Annotated in this window: 21 protein-coding genes and 4 pseudogenes; 14 read left to right on the top strand and 11 right to left on the bottom strand. The window is 73.7% G+C overall.

Annotated features, from left to right (window positions below; all coding sequences use genetic code 11):
* Nucleotides 1–55: 55 nt before the first annotated feature.
* Nucleotides 56–820 (bottom strand): CDP-alcohol phosphatidyltransferase family protein, encoded by a 765-nt coding sequence (locus ABZ471_RS41765; RefSeq protein ID WP_359074217.1) that lies wholly within the window; start codon nt 818–820, stop codon nt 56–58.
* Between the two features lie 108 nt (nt 821–928).
* Here ABZ471_RS41765 and ABZ471_RS41760 point away from each other — a divergent pair, with 108 nt between their 5' ends.
* The 5 genes and pseudogenes from ABZ471_RS41760 to ABZ471_RS41740 all read left to right on the top strand — a co-directional run.
* On the top strand, nt 929–1,918 hold the full coding sequence (locus ABZ471_RS41760; protein ID WP_359074216.1) for a zinc-binding alcohol dehydrogenase: 990 nt from the start codon (nt 929–931) through the stop codon (nt 1,916–1,918).
* A 112-nt stretch (nt 1,919–2,030) separates the two neighbouring features.
* Nucleotides 2,031–2,429, top strand: coding sequence for a 6-carboxytetrahydropterin synthase (locus ABZ471_RS41755; RefSeq protein WP_359074215.1), 399 nt, complete (start codon nt 2,031–2,033; stop codon nt 2,427–2,429).
* Entirely contained in the window at nt 2,426–3,634 is a 1,209-nt protein-coding gene (locus ABZ471_RS41750; protein ID WP_359074213.1) for a glycosyltransferase family 4 protein, read from the top strand. The genes ABZ471_RS41755 and ABZ471_RS41750 overlap by 4 nt, the downstream gene beginning before the upstream one ends.
* On the top strand, nt 3,631–4,755 hold the full coding sequence (locus ABZ471_RS41745; protein ID WP_359074212.1) for a class I SAM-dependent methyltransferase: 1,125 nt from the start codon (nt 3,631–3,633) through the stop codon (nt 4,753–4,755). Before ABZ471_RS41750 ends, ABZ471_RS41745 begins: the two co-directional genes overlap by 4 nt.
* Nucleotides 4,752–5,750: pseudogene (locus ABZ471_RS41740) on the top strand (lysylphosphatidylglycerol synthase transmembrane domain-containing protein); the annotation flags it as partial. The gene ABZ471_RS41745 and the pseudogene ABZ471_RS41740, both read left to right, overlap by 4 nt.
* A gap of 101 nt (nt 5,751–5,851) precedes the next feature.
* Here the strand turns inward: ABZ471_RS41740 and ABZ471_RS41735 are convergent.
* Nucleotides 5,852–6,628 carry a creatininase family protein gene (locus ABZ471_RS41735; protein WP_359074210.1) on the bottom strand — a complete coding sequence of 259 codons (777 nt, stop codon included), beginning with the start codon at nt 6,626–6,628 and terminating at the stop codon, nt 5,852–5,854.
* A gap of 38 nt (nt 6,629–6,666) precedes the next feature.
* Between ABZ471_RS41735 and ribA the strand changes: the two genes are divergently transcribed.
* From ribA to ABZ471_RS41710, 5 genes are read left to right on the top strand one after another with little or no spacing between them, the layout of a single operon-like run.
* A complete protein-coding gene (gene ribA / locus ABZ471_RS41730) occupies nt 6,667–7,326 on the top strand; it encodes a GTP cyclohydrolase II (RefSeq protein WP_359074208.1) in 660 nt (219 codons plus the stop codon).
* A gap of 33 nt (nt 7,327–7,359) precedes the next feature.
* A complete protein-coding gene (locus ABZ471_RS41725) occupies nt 7,360–8,334 on the top strand; it encodes an ornithine cyclodeaminase family protein (RefSeq protein WP_359074207.1) in 975 nt (324 codons plus the stop codon).
* Nucleotides 8,331–9,476, top strand: coding sequence for an FAD-binding oxidoreductase (locus ABZ471_RS41720; RefSeq protein WP_359074206.1), 1,146 nt, complete (start codon nt 8,331–8,333; stop codon nt 9,474–9,476). The genes ABZ471_RS41725 and ABZ471_RS41720 overlap by 4 nt, the downstream gene beginning before the upstream one ends.
* The gene (locus tag ABZ471_RS41715) at nt 9,473–10,534 is read left to right on the top strand and encodes a saccharopine dehydrogenase (protein ID WP_359074204.1); all 1,062 of its coding nucleotides are present in this window, start codon (nt 9,473–9,475) and stop codon (nt 10,532–10,534) included. The genes ABZ471_RS41720 and ABZ471_RS41715 overlap by 4 nt, the downstream gene beginning before the upstream one ends.
* Complete coding sequence (locus tag ABZ471_RS41710; protein ID WP_359074202.1) at nt 10,527–11,711, top strand: saccharopine dehydrogenase family protein; 1,185 nt, start codon at nt 10,527–10,529, stop codon at nt 11,709–11,711. The genes ABZ471_RS41715 and ABZ471_RS41710 overlap by 8 nt, the downstream gene beginning before the upstream one ends.
* A 77-nt stretch (nt 11,712–11,788) precedes the next feature.
* On the opposite strand, the gene ABZ471_RS41705 is transcribed toward ABZ471_RS41710, so the two are convergent.
* From ABZ471_RS41705 to ABZ471_RS41695, 3 genes are all read right to left on the bottom strand, one after another.
* Complete coding sequence (locus ABZ471_RS41705) at nt 11,789–13,012, bottom strand: serine hydrolase domain-containing protein (protein WP_359074201.1); 1,224 nt, start codon at nt 13,010–13,012, stop codon at nt 11,789–11,791.
* Nucleotides 13,013–13,073: 61 nt separating this feature from the next.
* Nucleotides 13,074–14,435, bottom strand: coding sequence for an MFS transporter (locus ABZ471_RS41700; RefSeq protein WP_359074199.1), 1,362 nt, complete (start codon nt 14,433–14,435; stop codon nt 13,074–13,076).
* Nucleotides 14,432–15,025: a TetR/AcrR family transcriptional regulator gene (locus ABZ471_RS41695; RefSeq protein WP_359074197.1), complete on the bottom strand. Its 594-nt coding sequence runs from the start codon at nt 15,023–15,025 to the stop codon at nt 14,432–14,434. Before ABZ471_RS41695 ends, ABZ471_RS41700 begins: the two co-directional genes overlap by 4 nt.
* A gap of 88 nt (nt 15,026–15,113) precedes the next feature.
* Between ABZ471_RS41695 and ABZ471_RS41690 the strand changes: the two genes are divergently transcribed.
* Entirely contained in the window at nt 15,114–15,551 is a 438-nt protein-coding gene (locus ABZ471_RS41690) for a PPOX class F420-dependent oxidoreductase (RefSeq protein ID WP_359074196.1), read from the top strand.
* 37 nt (nt 15,552–15,588) lie between these two features.
* Here ABZ471_RS41690 and ABZ471_RS41685 read toward each other — a convergent pair whose 3' ends face one another.
* Nucleotides 15,589–16,587 (bottom strand): NAD(P)-dependent oxidoreductase, encoded by a 999-nt coding sequence (locus tag ABZ471_RS41685; RefSeq protein WP_359074195.1) that lies wholly within the window; start codon nt 16,585–16,587, stop codon nt 15,589–15,591.
* Between ABZ471_RS41685 and ABZ471_RS41680 the strand changes: the two genes are divergently transcribed.
* Nucleotides 16,570–17,166, top strand: coding sequence for a TetR/AcrR family transcriptional regulator (locus tag ABZ471_RS41680; RefSeq protein WP_359074193.1), 597 nt, complete (start codon nt 16,570–16,572; stop codon nt 17,164–17,166). The two genes, ABZ471_RS41685 and ABZ471_RS41680, sit on opposite strands and share 18 nt — an antisense overlap.
* 52 nt (nt 17,167–17,218) lie before the next feature.
* Nucleotides 17,219–17,560, top strand: a complete 342-nt coding sequence (locus ABZ471_RS41675; RefSeq protein ID WP_359074192.1) for a VOC family protein — start codon at nt 17,219–17,221, stop codon at nt 17,558–17,560.
* Between the two features lie 133 nt (nt 17,561–17,693).
* On the opposite strand, the pseudogene ABZ471_RS41670 reads toward ABZ471_RS41675, so the two are convergent.
* Nucleotides 17,694–18,070: pseudogene (locus ABZ471_RS41670) on the bottom strand (MFS transporter); the annotation flags it as partial.
* Between the two features lie 164 nt (nt 18,071–18,234).
* Complete coding sequence (locus ABZ471_RS41665) at nt 18,235–18,900, bottom strand: TetR family transcriptional regulator (RefSeq protein WP_359074190.1); 666 nt, start codon at nt 18,898–18,900, stop codon at nt 18,235–18,237.
* A 143-nt stretch (nt 18,901–19,043) separates the two neighbouring features.
* On the opposite strand from ABZ471_RS41665, the pseudogene ABZ471_RS41660 reads away from it, so the two are divergent.
* Nucleotides 19,044–19,963, top strand: a pseudogene (locus tag ABZ471_RS41660) (shikimate dehydrogenase).
* Between the two features lie 200 nt (nt 19,964–20,163).
* Here ABZ471_RS41660 and ABZ471_RS41655 read toward each other — a convergent pair.
* The 3 genes and pseudogenes from ABZ471_RS41655 to ABZ471_RS41645 all read right to left on the bottom strand — a co-directional run.
* Entirely contained in the window at nt 20,164–20,757 is a 594-nt protein-coding gene (locus ABZ471_RS41655) for a histidine phosphatase family protein (protein ID WP_359074189.1), read from the bottom strand.
* Nucleotides 20,758–20,763: 6 nt separating this feature from the next.
* Nucleotides 20,764–21,642, bottom strand: a complete 879-nt coding sequence (gene gnd / locus ABZ471_RS41650; protein WP_359074219.1) for a phosphogluconate dehydrogenase (NAD(+)-dependent, decarboxylating) — start codon at nt 21,640–21,642, stop codon at nt 20,764–20,766.
* Between the two features lie 16 nt (nt 21,643–21,658).
* Nucleotides 21,659–21,847: pseudogene (locus ABZ471_RS41645) on the bottom strand (glucose-6-phosphate isomerase); the annotation flags it as partial.

The following is a 21,847-nucleotide window of genomic DNA, read 5'->3' as shown; positions in this document are numbered from 1 at the left end:
CGCAAGGGCCCTGACCGGCAGTCGGTCCGGGCCCTTCCCACTGTCCCGGGCGCCCTCAGCGGCCCGCCAGCTCCAGCAGCCTCGGCTCCGCCGGTACCGGCTCCGCAGCCGTACGGGAGGTCCGCCACAGCCACAGCACGTCCCGGCCGAACGACCACACCAGCGAACCCAGCGCGAAGAGCACGACCGCCAGGTCGGCCGCGTGCGGCAGCAGTTCGGCGCCCGCCAGCAGCAGGCAGATGCCCTGGAGCGCGGCGACCGTCTTGCGGGCGAAGGACGGCGGCAGCGGGGCGTTCAGCCAGGGGGCGACACGGGCCGCGGCGACGAACGCGTACCGCATGCCGCCGATCAGGATCACCCACGGGCCGAACCGCATGGACACGTACACGCTCAGCACCAGGATCAGGAACGCGTCGACCTCCATGTCGAAGCGGGCGCCGAGCGCGCTGGAGGTGCCGGTGCGGCGGGCCACCTTGCCGTCCACGCCGTCCAGGAGGAGCGCCACGGCCGTCAGGCCGACCAGCAGCGTGACCGGCGGCGAACTCTCGAAGGAGTCCGCGACCAGCGCCGTCACCCCGCCGACCAGGGTGGCCCGGCCGAGGGTGACCCGGTTGGCGGGGCCGAACGAGCTGAGCCGGGAGCGGTGCAGGGCACGGGAGAGGACCGCCCAGGTGGCGAACGCGAAGGCGAGCCCGGTCAGCCAGCCGGCCGTCCCCATGCCGAACGCCGTGCCGAGCAGAGCCAGCAGCAGGATCTGCACGCCCGCTCCCACGGCGGTCTCCTGCTGGAGCCTCGCGTCAAAGGTGTTGTTCAGGGCCACCGCGCATTCCTCCGGCCGAGTGACAGAGTCGATCAACGCCGCGTACTGTGCGCGGCCTGTGCACTTCTCGGTACGTGAACAACTTCCCGATCGTTCAGGAGGATGCCGATGAACCGGTCGGCCCGCGCGTTCTGGCTCCGCTCCCCGGGCCACGGAGAGATCCGCGACGTCACCCTCCCGGAGCCGGCCGAGGGCGAGGTCGTGGTCCGCGCGCTGTACTCCGGGGTCAGCCGCGGCACGGAGACCCTGGTCTTCCGCGGCGGGGTCCCCGAGTCCCAACACGCCGCGATGCGGGCGCCGTTCCAGGAGGGTGACTTCCCCGGGCCGGTGAAGTACGGCTACCTGAACGTCGGCGTCGTGGAGGAGGGCCCGCAGACGCTCCTCGGGCGTACGGTCTTCTGCCTGTATCCGCACCAGAGCCGTTACGCCGTTCCGGTGAGCGCCGTGACCGTCGTACCCGAGCGGGTGCCCGCCGCGCGGGCCGTGCTCGCGGGCACCGTGGAGACCGCGGTGAACGCCGTGTGGGACGCGGCGCCCCTGATCGGCGACCGGATCGCGGTGGTCGGCGGCGGCATGGTCGGCTGCTCGGTCGCCGCCCTGCTGGCCCGCTTCCCGGGCGTGCGGCTGCAGCTGGTCGACGCCGACCCGGCCCGCGCGAAGACCGCCGAGGCCCTCGGCGTGGACTTCGCCGCACCCGGGGACGCCCTCGGCGACTGCGACCTCGTCGTCCACGCCAGCGCCACCGAACAGGGCCTCACCCGCTCCCTGGAACTCCTCGCCGCCGAGGGCACGGTCGTCGAACTGAGCTGGTACGGCGACCGGCGCGTCGCCCTGCCGCTCGGCGAGGCCTTCCACTCCCGCCGGCTCACCGTGCGCAGCAGCCAGGTCGGGACCGTCTCCCCGGCCGCACGCGCCGGCCGCGGCTACGCCGAACGGATGGCCCTCGCCCTCGACCTGCTCGCCGACCCGGCCCTGGACGCCCTCATCACCGGCGAAAGCACCTTCGCGGAGCTGCCGGAGCTGATGCCACGCCTCGCCGCCGGCGAGATCCCCGCCCTGTGTCACCGCATCAGCTACACCGGCAACGGCCTGACCTGAGAAAAGAGTGAGGGGAGGCTGAACACGGGGAAGCGAAGAGCCGTACTACACGGCAACCCCCGGCAGGGAACCGCCGGGGGCACCAGACGCGCCGCACCTGGAGGGTCGTCCGTTGTTCAGCATCACCGTCCGCGATCACATCATGATCGCCCACAGCTTCCGCGGCGAGGTGTTCGGACCCGCGCAGCGACTGCACGGCGCCACGTTCCTCGTGGACGCCACCTTCCGCCGCGAGCAGCTGGACGAGGACAACATCGTCGTCGACATCGGCCTGGCCACACAGGAACTGGGCGCCGTGGTCGCCGAGCTGAACTACCGCAACCTCGACGACGAGCCCGAGTTCGCCGGGATCAACACGTCCACGGAGTTCCTGGCCAAGGTCATCGCCGACCGGCTCGCCGAACGCGTCCACAAGGGCGCGCTCGGCGAGGGCGCCAAGGGCCTGGGGAGCCTCGCCGTCGCCCTGCACGAGTCGCACATCGCCTGGGCGAGTTACGAGCGTGCCCTGTGACCGATGTGACCCTGGAGAAGACCGAGAACGCACGGCTGGCGTACGTGCCCGCGCAACCCACCGCCGCCACCGCCTCCTTCGCCGCCGAGAACGTCGGGATCGTCCCCATGTCCCTGCGCACCGTGCACTTCGTCATGCCGGGCGGTGTCGACGACCCGACCGCGCCGAGCGGCGGCAACGCCTACGACCGCCGGGTCTGCCTGGACCTGCCGGGCTTCGGCTGGCAGGCCGTGCGGCACGCCGTGCCCGGCAACTGGCCGCGCCCCGCCCGGGCCGAGCGCGACGCGCTCGCCCGCACCCTGCGGGACCTGCCGGACGACACCGTCGTCCTGCTGGACGGGCTGGTCGCCTGCGGCGTCCCGGAGGTCGTCGTCCCCGAGGCCGAACGCCTGCGGCTCGCGGTGCTGGTGCACCTGCCGCTCGGCGACGAGACCGGCCTCGACGCCGCCGTGGCCGCCGACCTCGACGCCCGCGAGCGGGCGGTGCTGCGGGCGGTGCCCGCGGTGATCGCCACCAGCGACTGGGCGGTCCGCCGGCTCGTCTCCCACCACGGCCTCACCCCCGACCGGGTGCACGTCGCCGCCCCCGGCGCCGACATCGCACCCCTCGCGCCCGGCACCGACGGCGTCACCCAGCTGCTCTGCGTCGCCGCCGTCACCCCGCGCAAGGGCCAGCACCGGCTGGTGGAGGCGCTGGCCGCAGTAACCGACCTGCCGTGGAGCTGTGTGTGCGTCGGCGGGCTGACCAACGACCCGGAGTACGTCGCCCACCTGCGCGACCTGATCCGGAAGTACGGCCTGGAGGACCGGCTGCGGCTCGCGGGACCGCAGGCCGGCGCCGCACTCGACGCGGCCTACGCGACGGCCGACCTGATGGTCCTCACCTCGTACGCGGAGACGTACGGCATGGCGATCACCGAGGCGCTCGCCCGCGGCGTCCCGGTGCTGGCGACCGACGTCGGCGGTGTGGCCGAGGCGGTCGGCCGCGCCCCCGACGGCGGCGTCCCCGGCATCCTCGTGCCGCCGGAGGACCCCGCCGCGCTCGCCGCCGAACTGCGCGGCTGGTTCGGCGAACCCGATGTACGCCGCCGTCTGAAGGCCGCCGCACGCAGTCGCCGCGCGGCCCTCGACGGCTGGGCGACCACCGCCCGCAGCCTGGCCGCAGTCCTCGGCCGGCTCCCCGAGGCACCCAGGAGGGCGGCATGAGCGACACCAGGACCGTGACCGGGGGGATCCCGGCCCAGCCCGGGCCGAGCGAGGCGGAGTTCACACCGCCCGGCGGCGCGCCGGGCGGCGGGGAGCAGCCGAAGTCAGCCGGATCCGCGGAGGGTGAGAGGGAGTTGGTGGACGCCGGGTCCCGGGGCGGCGAGCAGCAGTCGAAGTCGGCCGGGTCGCGGGACGACGACCCCGACGACGTGATCGCAGGCGCCGGCCCCGTCGCCCGGCCCGGCGAGCGGGCCACCGTACGGCTGCGGGACGCCGGGGGAGAGGAGGAGCCGCCGCGGTACGCGCCCGAGTGGCTCCAGCTGCGGGAAGGGGCCGACGCCGCCGCCCGGTCCGAGGAGTTGCTCGACCCGCTGCGGATCCGGCTGGCCAATCTGCCCGGCCGGGCGGGCGGTCTGGTCGTGCACGACCTGGGCTGCGGCACCGGCTCGATGGGCCGCTGGCTCGCCGGCCGCCTGGACGGCGCCCAGCACTGGATCCTGCACGACCGCGACCCGTACCTGCTGCACTTCGCCGCCGTGGCCTCCCCGCGCTCCGCCTCCGACGGCAGCCGGGTCTCGGTCGAGACGCGGCGCGCCGACGTCGCCCGGCTCACCCCGGACGCGCTGAGCGGGGCCTCCCTGGTCACGGCGTCGGCGCTGCTGGACGTCCTCACCCGCGAGGAGATCGAGGCCCTCGCCGACGCCTGCGCCGGAGCGGGCTGCCCGGCCCTGCTCACCCTGTCCGTCGCCGGACGCGTCGAACTCACCCCGTCCGACCCGCTGGACGCGGAGATCACCGAGGCGTTCAACGCCCACCAGCGGCGTGCCGGGCTGCTCGGCCCGGACGCGGTCACGGTGGCCTGTGAGGCGTTCTCCGAGCGCGGGGCGACGGTCCGGGTGAACCCGAGCCCGTGGCGGCTCGGCCCCGAGGAGTCCGCGCTGACCGCCCAGTGGCTGCGCGGCTGGGTGGGCGCGGCCGTCGAGCAGCGGCCCGAACTGCGCGAGCGCGCCGCGCGCTATCTGCGCGAGCGTCTGGCCGCCTGCGAGGCCGGTGAGCTGCGGGTCGTGGTCCACCACAACGACCTGCTGGCCCTGGCCCGGCCGACGGGCGGGACGTCATGAGCGGCCAGGCGGTGGGAGCCGCCGCGACACTCGGTACGACACGGGCGGCGCACGCACGTGTGACGGCCCAGGGCACGACACGCGCGCGCGTGGAGAGCTGCGGCACCGCTCCCGTGCGGGTGCGGAACGCCCCCGTGCCCGCGGACCAGGAGGCTCCCCGCCGCTTCCGCTCCCGCCTCACCTCCCGTGCCGTCCGCACCCATGTCGGCACCGTCGCCGGTGTCGCCATCCTTGCCGTCCTGGTCTGGCGGACGGGCACCGGCGTGCTGCTCGACGGGCTGCGGCGGATCGACACGGTGACGCTGCTCGCGGCCCTCGGCACAGGCGTGGTCACCACCGTGTTCAGCGCGTGGCGCTGGCAGTTGGTGGCCCGGGGGCTGCGCATCCGGCTGCCGCTGGGTCCCGCGGTGGCCGACTACTACCGGGCGCTGTTCCTGAACGCGGCCCTGCCCGGCGGAATCCTGGGCGATGTGCACCGGGCGGTCCGGCACGGGCAGAGCGCCGGGGACATCCGGCGCGGGGTGAAGGCGGTCGTCCTGGAGCGGGTGGCCGGGCAGATCGCGCTGACCGTGTTCGGTGCGGCGGTGCTGCTGACCCTGCCCTCGCCCGTGCGGGACGACGCCCGCACCTTCGCCCCGCCGACGGCCCTCGCCGCGGCCGGCGCGCTCGCCGTCGTCCTCGCCGTCCGGATGAACCGCGCGGCCTCCGGCCCCGGCGGCGCCCTGCGCAGGGGCCTCGGCGAGGTGCGGCAGGGGCTGCTGTCCCGTCAGGCCGGGCCGGGCGTCGCGCTGTCCTCGGCCGTCATCCTGGCCGGGCACCTGGCGACGTTCGTCGTGGCGGCCCGGGTCGCCGGATCCGCCGCCTCCGTCGCGGTGCTGCTCCCGCTCGCGGTCCTCGCCCTGGTCGCCATGGGCCTGCCGCTGAACGTCGGCGGCTTCGGCCCCCGCGAGGGCGTCACCGCCTGGGCGTTCGGCGCCGCCGGGCTCGGCGCGAGCAGCGGAGTGGCCGTGGCCGTCGTGTACGGCGTGCTGAGCTTCGTGGCGAGCCTGCCCGGCGCCGTCGTCCTCGTCGCCCGCTGGTACACCGGGCTGCGCGGTTACTCCCGTACCGCGCCCGTCCCGTCGGCGGACGTGAGCAGCGCGAAAATCGCGCCGAACGATTCCGTCAGGCTCGCCAGCAGTTCCTTCCCCTTTTCCGCGGACCCCAGGGAAGGACGGCCGATGACGCCCGATTCGGTATAGGCGGACATTCCCACGGTGAGCAGATGACGACGGTCGTCCGCGGTGAAATCGGCGGACTCGTAACCAGGGCGGACGAATTCGGGATGAGCATGCAGCAGAATGGAGGTCTCGATTTCCCCCGCGTGCATGTCGGTGAGCAGCGAGGTGTGCACCCCCGCCCGCTGCCTTGCCTCCTCCCAGTCCTCGGCGGCCGGGAACAGCGCCGCCTTCTCCCCGCGCGCGGAGGCCTCCTGGACGACGTTGCCCAGCACGTAGTTGCCGCCGTGCCCGTTGACCACGACGAGCGCGTCGACACCGGAGCGGCGCAGCGACGCCGCGATGTCCCGTACCACCGCATGGAGGGTCACGGAGGAGATGCTGACGGTCCCCGGCCAGGCCGCGTGCTCGTGCGAGCAGGAGATGGTCACCGGAGGAAGGAGGTGCACCGGGTACGCGGCGGCGATCTCCCGCGCCACGGCACAGGCGACGAGCGTGTCCGTCGCCAGCGGAAGCCAGGGGCCGTGCTGTTCGAAGCTGCCGACGGGCAGGACGGCGACCTGTGCTGAAACGCCCGCCCCCCGCATCCGTACGTCCTCCGTGGTGTCCGCCGGCATCACCCCGTATGCCGCCGTACGCGCGCCCGAACCACTCATCTTTTCCCGGCCCTTCGTCTCTGCTTAGGAATCAGATCATGACAGAAAACATCGGCATCCTCGGCAAGAAGTCCCCGCGGCGTTCGGGTGCGGAACGCGTCGTGAATGCCCCGCTGCCCACCGTGTACGGGAAATTCCAGGCGATCGGCTACCTGGACCACGACCGCGGTGACGAGCAAGTCGCTCTCGTCCACGGTGAGATCGGCACCGAGAACGTTCTGGTCCGGCTGCACTCGGAGTGCCTGACCGGGGACGCGTTCGGCTCCCAGCACTGCGAGTGCGGTGACCAGCTGGCCTCGGCGCTGCGGGCCGTGGTCGCCGAAGGCAGCGGCATCGTCGTGTACTTGAGGGGCCACGAGGGCCGCGGCATCGGCCTGCTGGCGAAGCTGCGCGCGATGGCGCTGCAGGCGGAGGGCCTGGACACGGTCGAGGCGAACCTGGCGCTCGGCCTGCCGGTCGACGCCCGTGACTACGGTGTCGCCGCGCAGATCCTGCACGATCTCGGGGTCCGCTCGGTCCGGTTGATGTCGAACAACCCGCGCAAGCGGGAGGCGCTGGTGCGGCACGGCATCCAGGTCGCCGAGCAGGTGCCGCTGCTGATCGAGCCGTGCGAGAGCAACATCACGTATCTGCGGACGAAGCGGGAGCGGATGGACCACATCCTGCCCCATCTGGACGCGGTCGCGCACGGCTCCTGATTCGAGGGGCGGCTGTCCGGACAGGATCAGGGGATGACCGACGACGACGTCCTCTTCCTCTCCGGCGCCGAGGTGACGCGGCTGCTCGGCGCGGACGCGGCGATCGCCTCGCAGCGGGCGGCCTTCACCGCGCTGGGCACGGGCGAGGCCGATCTCCCCGGGAAGATCATGGAGCCGAGCCGCTTCGACGACAGTGTGGTCTTCGCCTATGTCTCCCGGCTGTCGAAGGACACCGGGGCGGTCGCGAAGTTCGGCAGCGTCAACCCGGGCAACGCCGCGGCCGGGCTGCCCACCGTGCACGCGGTCGTCACCGCGCTCGACCCCGGCACCGGGCGGCTCGCCGCCGTCCTGGACGGCACGGCGGTGACCGCGCTGCGCACGGCTGCGGGCAGCGCCGTCGCCGTGGACGCCCTGGCGGTGCCCGGCCGCACGGAACTGGCCCTGCTCGGCTCCGGCACCCAGGCCCTCGCCCACGCGCGCATGATCGCCCGGGTGCGCGAGGTGACTGCGCTGCGGCTGTGGAGCCCGACCCCGAGCCGACGCACCGCCGCGGCAGGGACCCTCGCCGCCGGACTCGGCGTCCCCGTCCGGGCGGTGGACAGCGCCGAGGAGGCCGTGGCCGGTGCCGCCGTGGTCGCCGCCTGCACGCTCAGTACGACGCCCGTGGTGCGCGGTGCCTGGCTGGCGCCCGGCTGCACGGTGGTGAGTGTCGGCTCCTTCGAGCCCACCCGCCGGGAGGTCGACACCGACGTCGTACGACGGGCCGCGGCCGTCGTCGTGGACGACGCCGGTACTGCTGCCGGGCACGCCGGGCCGGTCGTGGACGCCCTGCGCGACGGCCTGCTGACCGCGGACGCCCTGATCCCGCTGGGTGACGTGCTCACCGGACGCCGTAGCGCCCGCACGGCACCCGAGGACATCGTCTACTACAACAGCACCGGACTCGGCATCCAGGACGCCGCAGCCGCCTGGGCCGTGATCCGCGCCGCGAAGGAGGCAGCCGCGTGAACCTTCAGGCCCGGGTGGTCGTCATCGGCGGCGGGGTGATGGGCACCAGCATCGCCTACCATCTGGCACGCGCCGGAGTGCGCGACGTCGTCCTGGTCGAACGCGACGAACTCGCCGCCGGCTCCACCTCCAGGGCCGCGGGCGGGGTGCGGGCCCAGTTCTCCGACGAACTGAACATCCAGCTCGGCGCGCGCAGCCTGGAGGCCTTCGGCCGGTTCGAGGAGGAGATCGGGCAGGACATCGGGCTGCACCGGGTCGGCTACCTGTTCCTGCTGTCCACACCCGAGCAGGTCGCCTCCTTCGAGGCGGGGGTCCGGCTGCAGAACTCCCTGGGGGTGCCCAGCCGGATGCTCACCCCGCGGGAGGCCCGCCGGCTCTCCCCGCTGATCACGACGGACGGACTGCTGGCCGCCGCCTGGTCCCCGGACGACGGCCACTGCACCCCCGAGGCGGTCGTCCACGGGTATGCGGCCGCCGCCCGCGCCCACGGCGCCCGGATCCTGCGCCACACCGAAGCGACCGGCATCGAACTGCGCGGCCGCACCGTCACCGCCGTCAGCACCACCCTCGGCCGCATCGCCACCGACACGGTCGTCTGCGCGGCCGGCGCCTGGTCCAGGGCGGTCGGCGCCATGGCGGGGGTGGAGCTGCCGGTGGAGCCCCTGCGTCGCCAGATCGCCGTCACCGAACCGGTGCCCGGCCTGCTGCCCACGCTGCCGATGACCATCGACTTCACCACCAGCCTCTACTTCCACGCCGAGGGGCCCGGCCTGCTGCTCGGCATGTCCGACCCGGACGAGAGACCGGGCTTCGCCACCGACACCCACGACCGCTGGATCCCCCGGTTGTGCGAGGCGATGCAGCACCGGGCGCCCGCCCTGCTCGACCTGCGCCGCACCGGCGGCTGGGCGGGCCTGTACGAGAACACCCCCGACCACAACGCCCTGATCGGCGAGGCGTCTTCGGTATCCCGTTTTCTGTATGCGACCGGCTTCTCCGGCCACGGCTTCCTGCAGGGACCCGCCGTGGGCGAGATCGTCCGCGACCTGTACCTGGGCCGCGTACCCTTCCTGGACGTCCGCCCCCTGAGCGCCGGCCGGTTCGCGGCCGACGCCCCGCGCCCGGAGGCCAACCTGGTATGAGCGAGCTCCACCTGTGGCTGCGCCACGAGGCCCGTACGACCGAGCGGCGCACGCCGGTCGTCCCCGCCGACGCCCGCCGCCTGACCGCGAGCGGGGTGCACCTGACCGTCGAGGAGTCCCCGCAGCGGATCTTCCCCGTCGAGGAGTACGAGGCGGCCGGCTGCCGCCGCGCCCCCACGGGCTCCTGGGTGACGGCACCGCCGGACGCGGTGATCCTCGGCCTCAAGGAACTCCCCGACGAGCCCTCGGTGTTGACGCACCGGCACGTCTTCTTCGGGCACGCCTACAAGCAACAGCCGGGCGCGGCCGAACTGTTGGGCCGGTTCGCGACCGGGGGAGGAGCGCTGCTGGACCTGGAGTACCTGGTGGACGACCAGGGTCGCAGGCTGGCCGCCTTCGGGTTCTGGGCCGGCTATCTGGGCGCCGCGCTCGCCGTGCTCCGGCACCGGGGCCGGCTGGTGGCGCCGCTTCGGCCCACCACCAAGGAGGACCTGGACGCCACCCTCGAACCCGCCGCCGGGGATGAGGAGTTCACCGCTCTGGTGATCGGCGCGCTGGGCCGCAGCGGCCGCGGCGCCACGGCGGCATTCGACGCCGCGGGGGTGGCTGCGACCCGCTGGGACCTGGCCGAGACCCGCGACCTGGACCGGGCGGCCGTGCTCGGCCACGACGTGACGGTGAACTGCGTCCTCGCCACCACTCCGGTCCCGCCCTTCCTGCGCGAGACGGACCTGGACGACCCGGCCCGCCGCCTGCGCACCCTCAGCGACGTCACCTGCGACGTCGGTTCCCCGCTGAACGTCCTGCCCGTCTACGACCGCACCACCGACTGGACGGAACCGGTGCGCCGGCTGCGCAAGGAGCCGCCGCTGGACCTCATCGCCATCGACAACCTGCCCTCGCTGCTGCCCCGCGAGTCCAGCACCGACTTCTCGGCGGCCCTCCTGCCCCCGCTGCTCGGCTTCGGCACCTCGGGCCCCTGGGGGCGCTGCCTCGACCGGTTCCACCAGGCCTGCCGTGAACTCGGCATCGAAGAAGGGAAGCTGCCCCATGACTGACCGCGTCCCGGCGTCCGGCACCGTCCACTGGGTCGGTGCCGGACTGTCCACCGGCAGCGGACTGGCCGTGCTGTGCGGCACGGCCGAGCGGGTCCGGCTGTGGCACCGCACCGAGGACCGCGCGGCCGGCGCCCTCGCCGCCCTGGGCCTGACCGGACGCGCCGAGCCCCGTGCGTACACCCTGCCCGCGCTCGCCGCCGAACTGGCGCCCGGGGACGTCGTCGTGTCGATGCTGCCCGCACCCGGGCATGCCGCACTCCTGTCCGCCTGCGTGGGCGCGCGGGCCCACTTCGCCTGCTCCAGCTATGTCTCGCCCGAGGTGCTGGACCAGGTTCCGGCGGCGGAGGCGGCCGGACTGGTCGTGCTGACCGAGGCCGGCCTGGACCCGGGCATCGACCACCTCTTCGCACACAGCCTCATCGGCAGGGCGCGCACGGAGGTCGGCGCGGACACCCCGGCGGCCTACCGGCTGACCTCCTACTGCGGCGGCGTCCCGGCGGTCCCGAACGACTTCCGGTACCGCTTCAGCTGGGCACCCCTCGGTGTCCTCAACGCGCTGCGGTCGCCCGCCCGTTACCTGGAGGACGGCACCGAGACCACCGCCGGCCGGCCCTGGGAGGCGACGCGGCCGCACGTCCTGGCCGGGGAGACCTTCGAGGCCTACCCCAACCGGGACAGCATCCCCTTCATCGCGCAGTACGGGCTTCCGGCCGCCTGGAGCCCGCGCACCTTCGTCCGGGGCACCCTGCGCCTGGACGGCTGGCTGAAGGCGTGGGAGCCGGTCTTCGAGGAGCTGAAAGCGGGCGACGACGAGCGCATCGCCGCTCTGGCCCGCGAACTGGCGGCGACCTACCCGACGACCGACGAGGACCGCGACCGTGTGGTGCTGTCGGTGTCCCTCGAAGTGGACGCCGGCCCGGACCGCACCTGGACCGGCGGCTACCTCATGGACCTCGTGGGCGACGCCGAGGAGTCGGCGATGGCCCGCTGCGTCTCCCGGCCCCTCGCCCTCGGCGTCCGCCACATCCTCGACGGCACCCTGCCCGCCGGTCTGAACCGGGCGGCGGAGACGGCAGAGCGCTCGGACGCGTGGCTGGCCGAACTCGCGGAGGAGGGACTGCGCTTCACACTGCGGCTCGGTCAGCAGGAGACCGGTCAGCACGAGACCGGTCGTTAAAAGACCGGTCAAGAGAAGAGAAGCGGCCCACGTCCACGGCCCGCGCCGGCCGTCGATGCGCACCTGCGGGTGCGGCGTCAGTCCACCAGCGCCTCGTGCACCAGGCGCCGCAGCTCCGGGAAGACCTTCAGCGTCTTCGGCCGTACCTGGGTCATGAACTGCACGGTCAGATCGTGGCTCGGGTCGACCCAGAAGGCGGTGGTGGCCACGCCCGTCCAGCCGTAGGTGCCGAGGCCCTGCGGGGCCAGGGTGCGGGCCGGGTCGATGACCACGGAGACGTTGAAGCCGAAGCCGAGGCCCTCCTTGCCGCGCTCCTGGTGGGCGGGGGCGCCGAAGGCGCGCAGGTCGGCGCCGTCGGGGAGGTGGTTGCGGGTCATCAGGGCGACCGTGGCGGGGGACAGGAGGCGGGTGCCGTCCAGCTCGCCGCCGCGGCGCAGCATCTCCATGAACCGGTGGAAGTCCTGCGCCGTGGCGACCAGACCGCCGCTGCCGGACAGGAACCGCGGCCGGCCCCGCACCGGCAGTCCCGGGATCGGCGCGATGCCGCCGTCCTCCGTCTCGCCGTACAACTCGGCCAGTCGCTCGGCCTGTTCGGGGGTGATGTGGAAGCCGGCGTCGGTCATGCCGAGCGGGCGGAGGATCCGCTCGGTGACGTATTCGTCCAGGGGCCGTCCGGAGACCACCTCGACGACCCGGCCCAGTACGTTGGAGGCGACCGAGTAGTTCCACTGCGTGCCCGGCTCGAACTGCAGCGGCAGGCGGGCGTACACCTCCATCGTCTCGGCGAGGTTCGCACCCGGCGGCACGGACGACTCCAGACCGGCCTCGCGGTAGAGGGCGTCCACGGGGTGCTTGTGGTAGAAGCCGAAGGTCAGGCCCGCCGTGTGGGTGAGCAGATGCCGGATCAGGATCGGGCCGGCGGCGGGACGTGTGTGTACGTCGGTGGCCGGACCGCTCTCGTACACGCGCGGGTCGGCGAATGCGGGAAGGTGGCGGTCGAGCGGGTCGTCCAGGGACAGCCGCCCCTCCTCCACCAGTTGCAGTACCGCGACCGCGGTGACGGGCTTGGTCATGGAGTAGATCCGCCACAGGGTGTCCGCCCCGACCGGAAGCCCCGCCGCGAGGTCACGGTGGCCGTACGCGGTGAGGTGGGCGACACGGCCGCCGCGGGCCACGGACACCAGGTAGCCGGGCAGGCGCCCTTCGCCGACGTGGTGGGCGAAGTACCGGTCGAGGCGGTCGAGCGCCTTCGGGTCCAGCCCCACCTCGTCCGGGTCGACTTCCTGTCGCAGCTCTGCCATCGCTCTCCTCGGGCTCAGGTCGTCCACGCGCGGTCCGGCGTGCGCGGCCGCGTCGCACACCTCATCGTCGCGCAGGAACACCGGGCCGGACCCGCTCGTCGGGGGTGTGTGTGAGCGACGCGACGCCGCTTTCCGGCAGCGCGCGGGCGGCCGGCACGGCGAGCGCGGCCACGGCGCCGAGCACCAGCAGCGCCGTCCGCGGCCCCGTGCCCATCAGCGCGGTGCCCGCGGCCACGCCGAGCGCCGGCCCGACGTTCAGCGCGGTCTGCTGCAGACCGCCCGCCACCCCGGCCACCGCCACCTCCGTGTGCCGCACGACGACATGAGTGGCCGTCACCATCACCGTGCCGAACCCGGCACCCAGCAGCGCGAAGGCCGAGCACTGGGCGAGGGCACCGGTGGCCCCGGACAGGACGAGGACGCCGAGCGCGAGCACCGCCGTCGCCGCTGCCGCCGTCCACCGCGCACCCAACCGGCGCAGCATCACCGGGCACAGGAGAGCGGACAGCACCATCAGCACCGCCAGCGGCAGGCTGCGCAGGGCGCTGTGGAACGGGTCGAGGCCGAGCCGGCGCTGGAGCACGTACGTCTCGACGAACAGGGTGCCGAACAGCGAGGCCGACGCGGCGACCAGGAGGGCGAGTGCGGCCCCGATCGCGGGCGAGCGGATCGCCCCGGGCGGCAGCAGCGGGCTCGCGACCCGCCGTTCGTGCCGTACGAAGGCGGCACCGGCGAGCGCGGCACCCCCGAGTCCGGCTGCCGCCGCAGCACCGGAGACGGGCCGTGCGACCAGCGTGTGCACGAGAGCGGCCAGGGTCAGGGCGAGAAGCAGCGCCCCCGGCAGGTCCAACGGCGTGCGGGAGGTCTGCGGGCGGTCCTCTCCGGGCAGGACCAGCGCCACCAGCCCGAGGGCGACGGCCGGCAGCACCCCGAGGAAGAACACCGCACGCCAGCCCGGCCCGCTCACCAGCGCGCCGCCCACCAGGGGCCCCGCCGCGGCCGCCAGGCCGATCGCACCGGTGCGCACCGCGAGCGGCATCGCCAGCCGGTCCGGCGGGAAGGCGGCCCGCAGCATGCCGAGCGTGGCCGGCTGCAGCAGCGCCCCGCACACCCCCTGCGCCACCCGCAGCCCGATCATCCAGCCGATCCCGGGCGCCAGCCCGACACCCGCCGACGCCACGCCGAACCCCAGCATGCCGATCGCGAACATCCGCCGCTGCCCGTACCGGTCGCCGAGCCGCCCCGCGAACACCAGCAGACTCGCCACCGCCACGAGATACGCGGTACTGGTCCACTGCACCTGCGCGTACGACGCGTGCAGCGACCGCTGCAAGGACGGCTGGGCGACCGTGAGGACCGTACCGTCCAGGGCGACGAGCACGGCGCCCGCCACACTGCTCACCAGCGTCAGCCGGCGGTTCACCGCCCGCCCTCCGGGCCCAGATGGGCCAGCAGCGCCGCGTCCAGAAGGGGGCCGAAGTCCTCGTCGCCGGTGGCCAGTCGGAGACTGCCCCAGCGCCACAGCTGGGCGATGCCGTGCAGATTCCCCCACAGGGCACCGGCCGCGCGCCGGGCGTCCGTGTCCGGGCGGACCCGTCCGACGAGGTCCGCGAGCAGCCCGAAGAGCGGCAGGCTCGTCTCGCGCAGCCCCAAGTGGCCGCCCTCCAGCAGGTCGTGACGGAACATCAGCTCGTACATACCGGGGTTGTCCCGTGCGAACTCGAGGTAGGTGCGGGCCAGCGCCGCCACCTGCGCGCGCGGATCGCCGCCGGCGTCGAGTACCGGGCGGGCCCGCTCGCCCAGGTCGGCGAACCCGCGCCGGGCGATGGCGGACAGCAGCTCCAGACGGGTGGGGAAGTAGCGGCGCGGCGCCCCGTGCGAGACCCCCGCGCGCCGGGCGATCTCCCGCAGCGTCAGCGCCTGGGCGCCCTCGGCGGCAACCAGTTCCACGCCGACGTCGATCAGACGGCTCCGGAGCCCCGTCTCGGATGCGCTCGTGGACGATTCAGGCATAGACAGTGTCTACCAGGAGTGCGTAGACGATGTCTACTCACGTCTGCGTGCGGGGAATGCGCGGTCCGCCGGGCCAGTTGACCCAGGTATGACTCAGGACCCGACGCAGGACGCACTGATCGAGCTGCTCTCCGGGACGCGGGGCGGGGTGCTGGTCACCCTCAAGGGCGACGGCCGCCCCCAGCTGTCCAATGTCAGCCACGTCTACTACCCCGACGAGGGGGTCATCCGGATCTCGGTCACCGACGGCCGGGCCAAGACCCGCAACCTGCGCCGCGACCCCCGCGCCTCCTACCACGTGACCAGCGAGGACCGCTGGGCGTACGCGGTCGCCGAGGGGACGGCCGAACTGTCACCGGTCGCCGAGGACCCGCACGACGACACCGTCGAGGAGCTGATCCGGCTCTACCGGGACGTCGCCGGCGAACACCCGGACTGGGACGACTACCGGGCCGCCATGGTCCGTGACCGCCGGCTGGTGCTGCGGCTGCCGGTCGAGCGGGTGTACGGCATCCCGAAGGGCTGACTCCCGGAGGGCCGGCTGTCCAAAGGCCTGGGCCCGACTACGACGCCTCGGTGGTCCGTGCCTCGATCGCGCGTAGCACCGCCACCATGTCCTCGCCGCCGTGCCCCTGCGTCACCGTCTCCTCGAACAGAGCGTGGCAGACGTCGAGCAGCGGCGAGGCCAGGTGCGCCTTGCGGGCCGCCTCGGCGATGAGCCGGTTGTTCTTCAGCACGTCCAGGGCGGCCGCCTGCACCGCGAAGTCCCGCTCGCGCAGCTTGGGCGCCTTCATCCGGGAGACTGCGCTGGCCATGGGGCCCGCGTCCAGCACGTCCAGGAACAACCCACGGTCCAGACCCTGCCGTTCGGCGAAGTGGAACGCCTCGGTCAGCCCCGTCACCAGGGTGATCAGGAAGAGGTTCACGGACAGCTTCATCAGCAGCGCGCCCGGCACCGCACCGCACCCGAACGTCTCCCGGCACAGCGGTCCGAGCAGCGGTCGTACGACGTCGACGGCACCGGCCTCGCCGGCCAGCATGGCCACCAGCCGCCCCTGCTCCGCCGGCACCCGGGACCCGGAGACGGGCGCCTCGACGTACCGGCCGCCCGCCGCGCGGACGTCGGTCTCCAGAGCGTGCGAGTACTCGGGGGCGGTCGTGCCCAGGTGGACGACGACACGCCCGGCGACCCGCGCGGCCAGCGCGGGCGTGCCGCGGCCGAGGACGGTGTCCACGGCCGCCTCGTCGGCGAGCATCAGCAGCACCACCTCCGTCCGAGCGAACACCTCGCCGGCGTCCGCCGCCACCTCCGCACCGGCCGCGCGCAGCGGCTCGGCCCGCTCCGGTGTCCGGTTCCACACCACGAGGGGCGTGCCCGCGGCCGCCAGGCGCAGCGCCATGGCCCGGCCCATCACTCCGAGACCGATGAAACCGACGTTCACGGGGGCTCTCCTTCGCTCGACGGACCGGCTATGACCACCGTCATAGTAGCGAGCGTTATGACGACGGTCATAGAGTGGGGCGAAGGCGAGCGGAGGTCGGTCATGGCACAGACGCGGCACGGACCGCGCGAGCGGATGGTGTTCGGCGCGGCCCAGCTGATCCGGCGCGACGGGGTCGGCGCGACCGGCATGCGGGACGTCGCCGCCTACGCCGGGGCGCCGCGCGGCTCGCTCCAGCACTACTTCCCGGGCGGCAAGGAGCAGCTGGTCAACGAGGCCGTGGGCTGGGCCGGCCGGTACGCCGGCCGGCGCGTCGCCCGCTTCCTCGCGGGCCTGGACGAGCCGACGCCGGGCGGCCTGTTCGCGGCGATGGCCGCCCAGTGGACGGACGAGTACGAGGCGGACGGCTTCGCCGCGGGCTGCCCGGTCGCCGCCGCGACCGTCGACTGCGCCGCCACCGGCACCTCCACGCGCGAGGCGGCGGCCGCCGCGTTCGCGACCTGGCGCGGCCCGGTCGCCGAAGCCCTGACCGGCCTGGGTGTCCCGGCCGCCCGCGCCGACTCCCTGGCCACCCTGATGATCAGCACCCTGGAGGGCGCGATCCTGATGGCCAGGGCCGAACAGGACGTACGCCCGCTGACGACCGCGGTCCGCGAACTCGGTCCGCTGCTCGACGCGGCGGTGGTCTCCTCCGGGTGAGCCCCGGCCCGAGGTGCTTGTTCCGCGGGGCATCCCGCACTAGCCTCCGCGCGTGATCAATGGCGCACATGTAGTGATCCACAGCCGGGACGCCGAAGCCGACCGGGCCTTCCTGCGGGACGTCCTCGGGTGGGCGCACGTCGACGCGGGCCACGGCTGGCTGATCTTCAAGGCGCCGCCCGCCGAGGTGGCCTGCCATCCCACGGACGGCGAGCCGTCGCACGAACTGATGCTGATGTGCGACGACCTCGACGCTACACGGCAGCAACTCGCCGAGAAGGGCGTGGAGTTCGCGCTCCCGGTCGAGGAGGCCCGCTGGGGCCGGGTGACCGGGCTGCGCCTGCCCGGCGGCGGCCGGCTCGGCCTGTACGAGCCGCGCCATCCACGGCCCTAGGTGGCCTGTCCGGCGGCATGCCGGAATCGCGGGGCCCGGTCGGTCGTCCGAGCCGATGAGGCGCCGTCGGTCGAAACCGGGCCTGATCCGCCGGACAGGCCCCGGGCCCGGCGCGCGGGACGGCGGACGCCGGGACCGTGCCCACCTGCGCGCAGGTCGGCAGACAGCCGATCAGGAACGTCGACAGGCCCATCAGGATCAGCGTGAACACCATGATCTTCCTGCGGCCGAGCCGGTCCCCTACGTGCGCGAGGAACAGCGCGCCGACCGGCCGTGCCGCATGGGCCCCCCGAAGACGGCCGGCGACAGCAGGGTCGCGGTGGACGGGTCGGAGGCGTCGAAGAACACCTTCGGGAAGATCGACGCGGCGGCGCTGCCGTAGACGAAGAAGTCGTAGTACTCCAGGGCACTGCCGATCCAGGCTGCCGTGGCGGCCTTCCGCGGCCGGCCGGGCGGGGCCCCGGCGGCGGGGCCGGGGTCGGGAGCGGGGGCGGGGGCGGGGGCGGACACGGCGGTGCTCCTTCGGGGAAACCCCACCCCGGGGAAGGGGCGGAGTGAGCGGCGGGGCGAAGGGCCGGATCTCGGCGGCTGATTAACCCGCTGGATAGTTAGTCATGACGGGTGGAATGGCGCGCCCGCGTATCCGTCGTGTCAAGAGGCCGCGCGCGAGGCGGTCAGTCCGCGGCCCGCTCCGCCGTGAGATAGGCGATCACCATGTCGCCGAGCATGGTCCGGTAGCGCTCGCGCTGCGCCGGGTCCACCAGGTCGCGGCCGAACAGGGCGCCGAACGTGTGCCGGTTGGCGACCCGGAAGAAGCAGAACGAGCTGATCATCGCGTGCAGGTCGACCGCGTCGACATCGGCCGTGAACAGCCCGGACTCCTGCCCCGCGGCCAGGATCCGGCGGATCACGTCCAGCGCCGGCGAACCGATGCGCCCGAGCTTCTCGGAGGCCGCGATGTGCTCGGCGCCGTGGATGTTCTCGATGCTGACCAGCCGGATGAAGTCCGGGTGCTGTTCGTGGTGGTCGAAGGTCAGCTCGGCCAGCCGCCGGATCGCCGCGACCGGGTCCAGGTGCTCGACGTCCAGCCGCTGCTCGGTCTCGCGGATCACGCCGTACGCCCGCTCCAGCACGGCCGTGAACAGCTGCTCCTTGCCGCCGAAGTAGTAGTAGATCATGCGCTTGGTGGTGCGGGTGCGGGCCGCGATCTCGTCCACCCGCGCGCCGTCGTAGCCGGCCCGCGCGAACTCCTGCGTGGCCACGTCGAGGATCTCGGCCCGGGTGCGGGCGGCGTCACGCGTCCGCCCGCCGGGGCGTACCGGTTCTTCGACGCTCGTCATCGCGATCCTTCGGACAGGGGGCCAGTGCCGGAGATTGTAGAAGGAGCGCCCGCCGGGCCCGTCCGGGTCTTCCCGAAGAAGAGGGTGGCCGATAGAGCAAACGTACCAGTTCGTACATTAGCGAGCCGTAGCAGGAGGTCCCCGTGGCCAAGGACGCGTATCTCGTCGGTCTGATCGGTTCCGGTATCGGCCCGTCGCTCAGCCCGGCGCTGCACGAACGCGAGGCCGACCGCCAGGGGCTGCGCTGCCTGTACCGGCTCATCGACATCGACGTGCTCGGCGTGGGGCCCGAGGCCGTGGGGGATCTCGTCCTGGCGGCCCGGGACCTGGGTTTCGACGGGCTCAACATCACCCACCCGTGCAAGCAACTCGTCACCGGGCACCTCGACGCGCTCGCCCCGCAGGCCGCGGCGCCGGGCGCGGTCAACACGGTCGTCTTCGAGCCGGACGGGCGGGCGGTCGGCCACGACACGGACGTCACCGGCTTCGCCGCCTCGTTCGCGCGCGGCCTGCCCGACGCGCCCCTGCGGGAGGTCGTGCAGCTCGGCGCCGGAGGAGCGGGCGCGGCCGTGGCCCACGCCGCCCTCACCCTCGGCGCCGAGCGGGTCACGGTCGTCGACGCACTGCCGGAGCGCGCAGCAGACCTCGCCGGGTCGCTGAACCGGCACTTCGGCGCCGGCCGGGCGGCCGCCGCGGCCCCGGACCGCCCGGCGGAGCTGCTGACCCGCGCCGCCGGCGTCGGCGGCCTCGTGCACGCGACCCCACCGGCATGGCCGCCCACCCCGGCCTGCCTCTGCCCGCGGACCTCCTGCGCCCCGGGCTGTGGGTCGCCGAGGTCGTCCACCGCCCGCTGGAGACCGAGCTGCTGCACGCCGCCCGCGCGGCGGGCTGCGCCGTCCTGGACGGCGGCGGGATGGCGGCCTTCCAGGCCGCGGACGCCTTCCACCTGTTCACGGGCCGTACGCCGGACACCGCCCACATGCTGGCGGACATCGCACAACCGGCCGGACCGGACCACGCCGTGGGCTGTGAGCCGGGGCAGACGGTGTCCGTACGCCGATGAGCCCGAGCCACCCGTGAGAGCGCGCCGTGGCAGATGTGTGCCGTCAGCCGTCAGCCGTCAGCCGTCAGCCGTCAGCCGTCAGCCGTCAGCCGTCAGCCGTCAGCCGTCAACGGGCCCGGTGCCAACGGGCCCGGCGACCGGACGGTGGACCCGCTGCGGCCCGGGTCACGCGGGGTGACCCGGGCCGCAGCAGGGGCTGTTCACGGGCGCCGGTTCCACTCGGTGATGACGGGCCGGCCGTGCTCCGTGGAGAGCCGGCTGACCGTGCCGGTCGCCAGCTGGAACAGGCGGCCCTCGGCGGGCTGCAGACCCAGCCGGCGGGCGGTGAGCACCCGCAGGAAGTGGGCGTGCGCGACCAGGATCACGTCACCGGTGTCCGTGGCGAGCGCCGACTCCACGCGGGACAGCACCCGGTCGGCGCGCGCCCCGATCTCCTCGGGCGACTCGCCCGGGTGCCCCTCGGGGCCGGGCGGGACGCCGTCGGTCCACAGGTCCCAACCGGGGCGGCCGCGATGGATGTCGACGGTGGTGACACCCTCGTAGCCGCCGTAGTCCCACTCGTGCAGATCAAGGTCGGGTACGGCCCCGGTCAGGCCTGCCAGTCCGGCGGTGCGTATCGCGCGGTCCAGCGGGCTGGTCAGCGCGAGGGCGTAGGTCCGTTCGGTGAGGAGCGGGGCGAGGGACTCGGCCTGTTCCTCACCGTGCGTGGTGAGGGGCAGGTCGGTCCAGCTGGTGTGCCGGCCCGACAGGCTCCACTCCGTCTCGCCGTGGCGGACCAGAAGGAGGTCACCCACGGCTGCTCAGTCCTTCTTCTCCACGGCGTGGCCGCCGAACTGGTTGCGCAGCGCGGCGATCATCTTCATCTGCGGGGAGTCGTCCTGCCGGGAGGCGAACCGGGCGAAGAGGGAGGCGGTGATCGCCGGGAGCGGGACCGCGTTGTCGATGGCGGCCTCGACCGTCCAGCGGCCCTCGCCGGAGTCCTCCGCGTACCCGCGCAGCTTCTCCAGGTGCTCGTCCTCGTCCAGGGCGTTGACCGCGAGGTCCAGCAGCCAGGAGCGGATGACGGTGCCGTCCTGCCAGGAGCGGAACACCTCGCGGACGTTCTCCACGGAGTGGACCTTCTCCAGCAGCTCCCAGCCCTCGGCGTAGGCCTGCATCATGGCGTACTCGATGCCGTTGTGGACCATCTTCGAGAAGTGCCCGGCGCCGACCCGGCCGGCGTGGACGTAGCCGTAGGGGCCCTCCGGCTTGAGCGCCTCGAAGATCGGCTGCAGCCGCTCCACGTGCTCCTTGTCGCCGCCGACCATCAGCGCGTAGCCGTTCTGCAGACCCCACACGCCGCCGGAGACGCCCGCGTCGACGAAGCCGATGCCCTTGATGCCGAGTTCGGCGGCGTGCTTCTCGTCGTCCGTCCAGCGGGAGTTGCCGCCGTCCACGACCACGTCACCGGGGGAGAGCAGGTCCTTGAGCTCGTCGACGACCGTCTGGGTGGCGGTGCCGGCCGGGACCATCACCCAGATCGTGCGCGGCGCGTCGAGCTTCTCGACCAGTTCTTCCAGGCTCTTGACGTCGGAGACGTCCGGGTTGCGGTCGTAGCCGATGACGGTGTGGCCGGCGCGGCGGATCCGCTCGCGCATGTTGCCGCCCATCTTGCCGAGACCGATGAGGCCCAATTGCATGGCTGTCATGTCAGCTTCACTTCCTGAGAGTGCGGTAGGCGGCGACGAGGGCCGTCGTGGACGGGTCGAGACCGGGCACGTCGGCGCCGGAGGTCAGGGCGGGCTCGATGCGCTTGGCGAGGACCTTGCCCAGCTCGACGCCCCACTGGTCGAAGGAGTCGATGTTCCACACGGCGCCCTGCACGAACACCTTGTGCTCGTAGAG

Origin of the sequence: Streptomyces sp. NPDC005728 (assembly GCF_040630895.1) — a bacterium.
Classification (GTDB): domain Bacteria; phylum Actinomycetota; class Actinomycetes; order Streptomycetales; family Streptomycetaceae; genus Streptomyces.
This window is presented reverse-complemented; position numbering and strand designations above follow the sequence as displayed.

Bases quoted from the DNA above. Each gene is read 5' to 3' on its own strand.
- ABZ471_RS41760 (WP_359074216.1), top strand. From the start codon at position 929: ATGAACCGGTCGGCCCGCGCGTTCTGGCTCCGCTCCCCGGGCCACGGA.
- ABZ471_RS41745 (WP_359074212.1), top strand. From the start codon at position 3,631: ATGAGCGACACCAGGACCGTGACCGGGGGGATCCCGGCCCAGCCCGGG.
- ABZ471_RS41735 (WP_359074210.1), bottom strand. From the start codon at position 6,628: ATGAGTGGTTCGGGCGCGCGTACGGCGGCATACGGGGTGATGCCGGCG.
- ribA (WP_359074208.1), top strand. From the start codon at position 6,667: ATGACAGAAAACATCGGCATCCTCGGCAAGAAGTCCCCGCGGCGTTCG.
- ABZ471_RS41725 (WP_359074207.1), top strand. From the start codon at position 7,360: ATGACCGACGACGACGTCCTCTTCCTCTCCGGCGCCGAGGTGACGCGG.
- ABZ471_RS41715 (WP_359074204.1), top strand. From the start codon at position 9,473: ATGAGCGAGCTCCACCTGTGGCTGCGCCACGAGGCCCGTACGACCGAG.
- ABZ471_RS41710 (WP_359074202.1), top strand. From the start codon at position 10,527: ATGACTGACCGCGTCCCGGCGTCCGGCACCGTCCACTGGGTCGGTGCC.
- ABZ471_RS41705 (WP_359074201.1), bottom strand. From the start codon at position 13,012: ATGGCAGAGCTGCGACAGGAAGTCGACCCGGACGAGGTGGGGCTGGAC.
- ABZ471_RS41695 (WP_359074197.1), bottom strand. From the start codon at position 15,025: ATGCCTGAATCGTCCACGAGCGCATCCGAGACGGGGCTCCGGAGCCGT.
- ABZ471_RS41690 (WP_359074196.1), top strand. From the start codon at position 15,114: ATGACTCAGGACCCGACGCAGGACGCACTGATCGAGCTGCTCTCCGGG.
- ABZ471_RS41680 (WP_359074193.1), top strand. From the start codon at position 16,570: ATGGCACAGACGCGGCACGGACCGCGCGAGCGGATGGTGTTCGGCGCG.
- ABZ471_RS41665 (WP_359074190.1), bottom strand. From the start codon at position 18,900: ATGACGAGCGTCGAAGAACCGGTACGCCCCGGCGGGCGGACGCGTGAC.
- gnd (WP_359074219.1), bottom strand. From the start codon at position 21,642: ATGCAATTGGGCCTCATCGGTCTCGGCAAGATGGGCGGCAACATGCGC.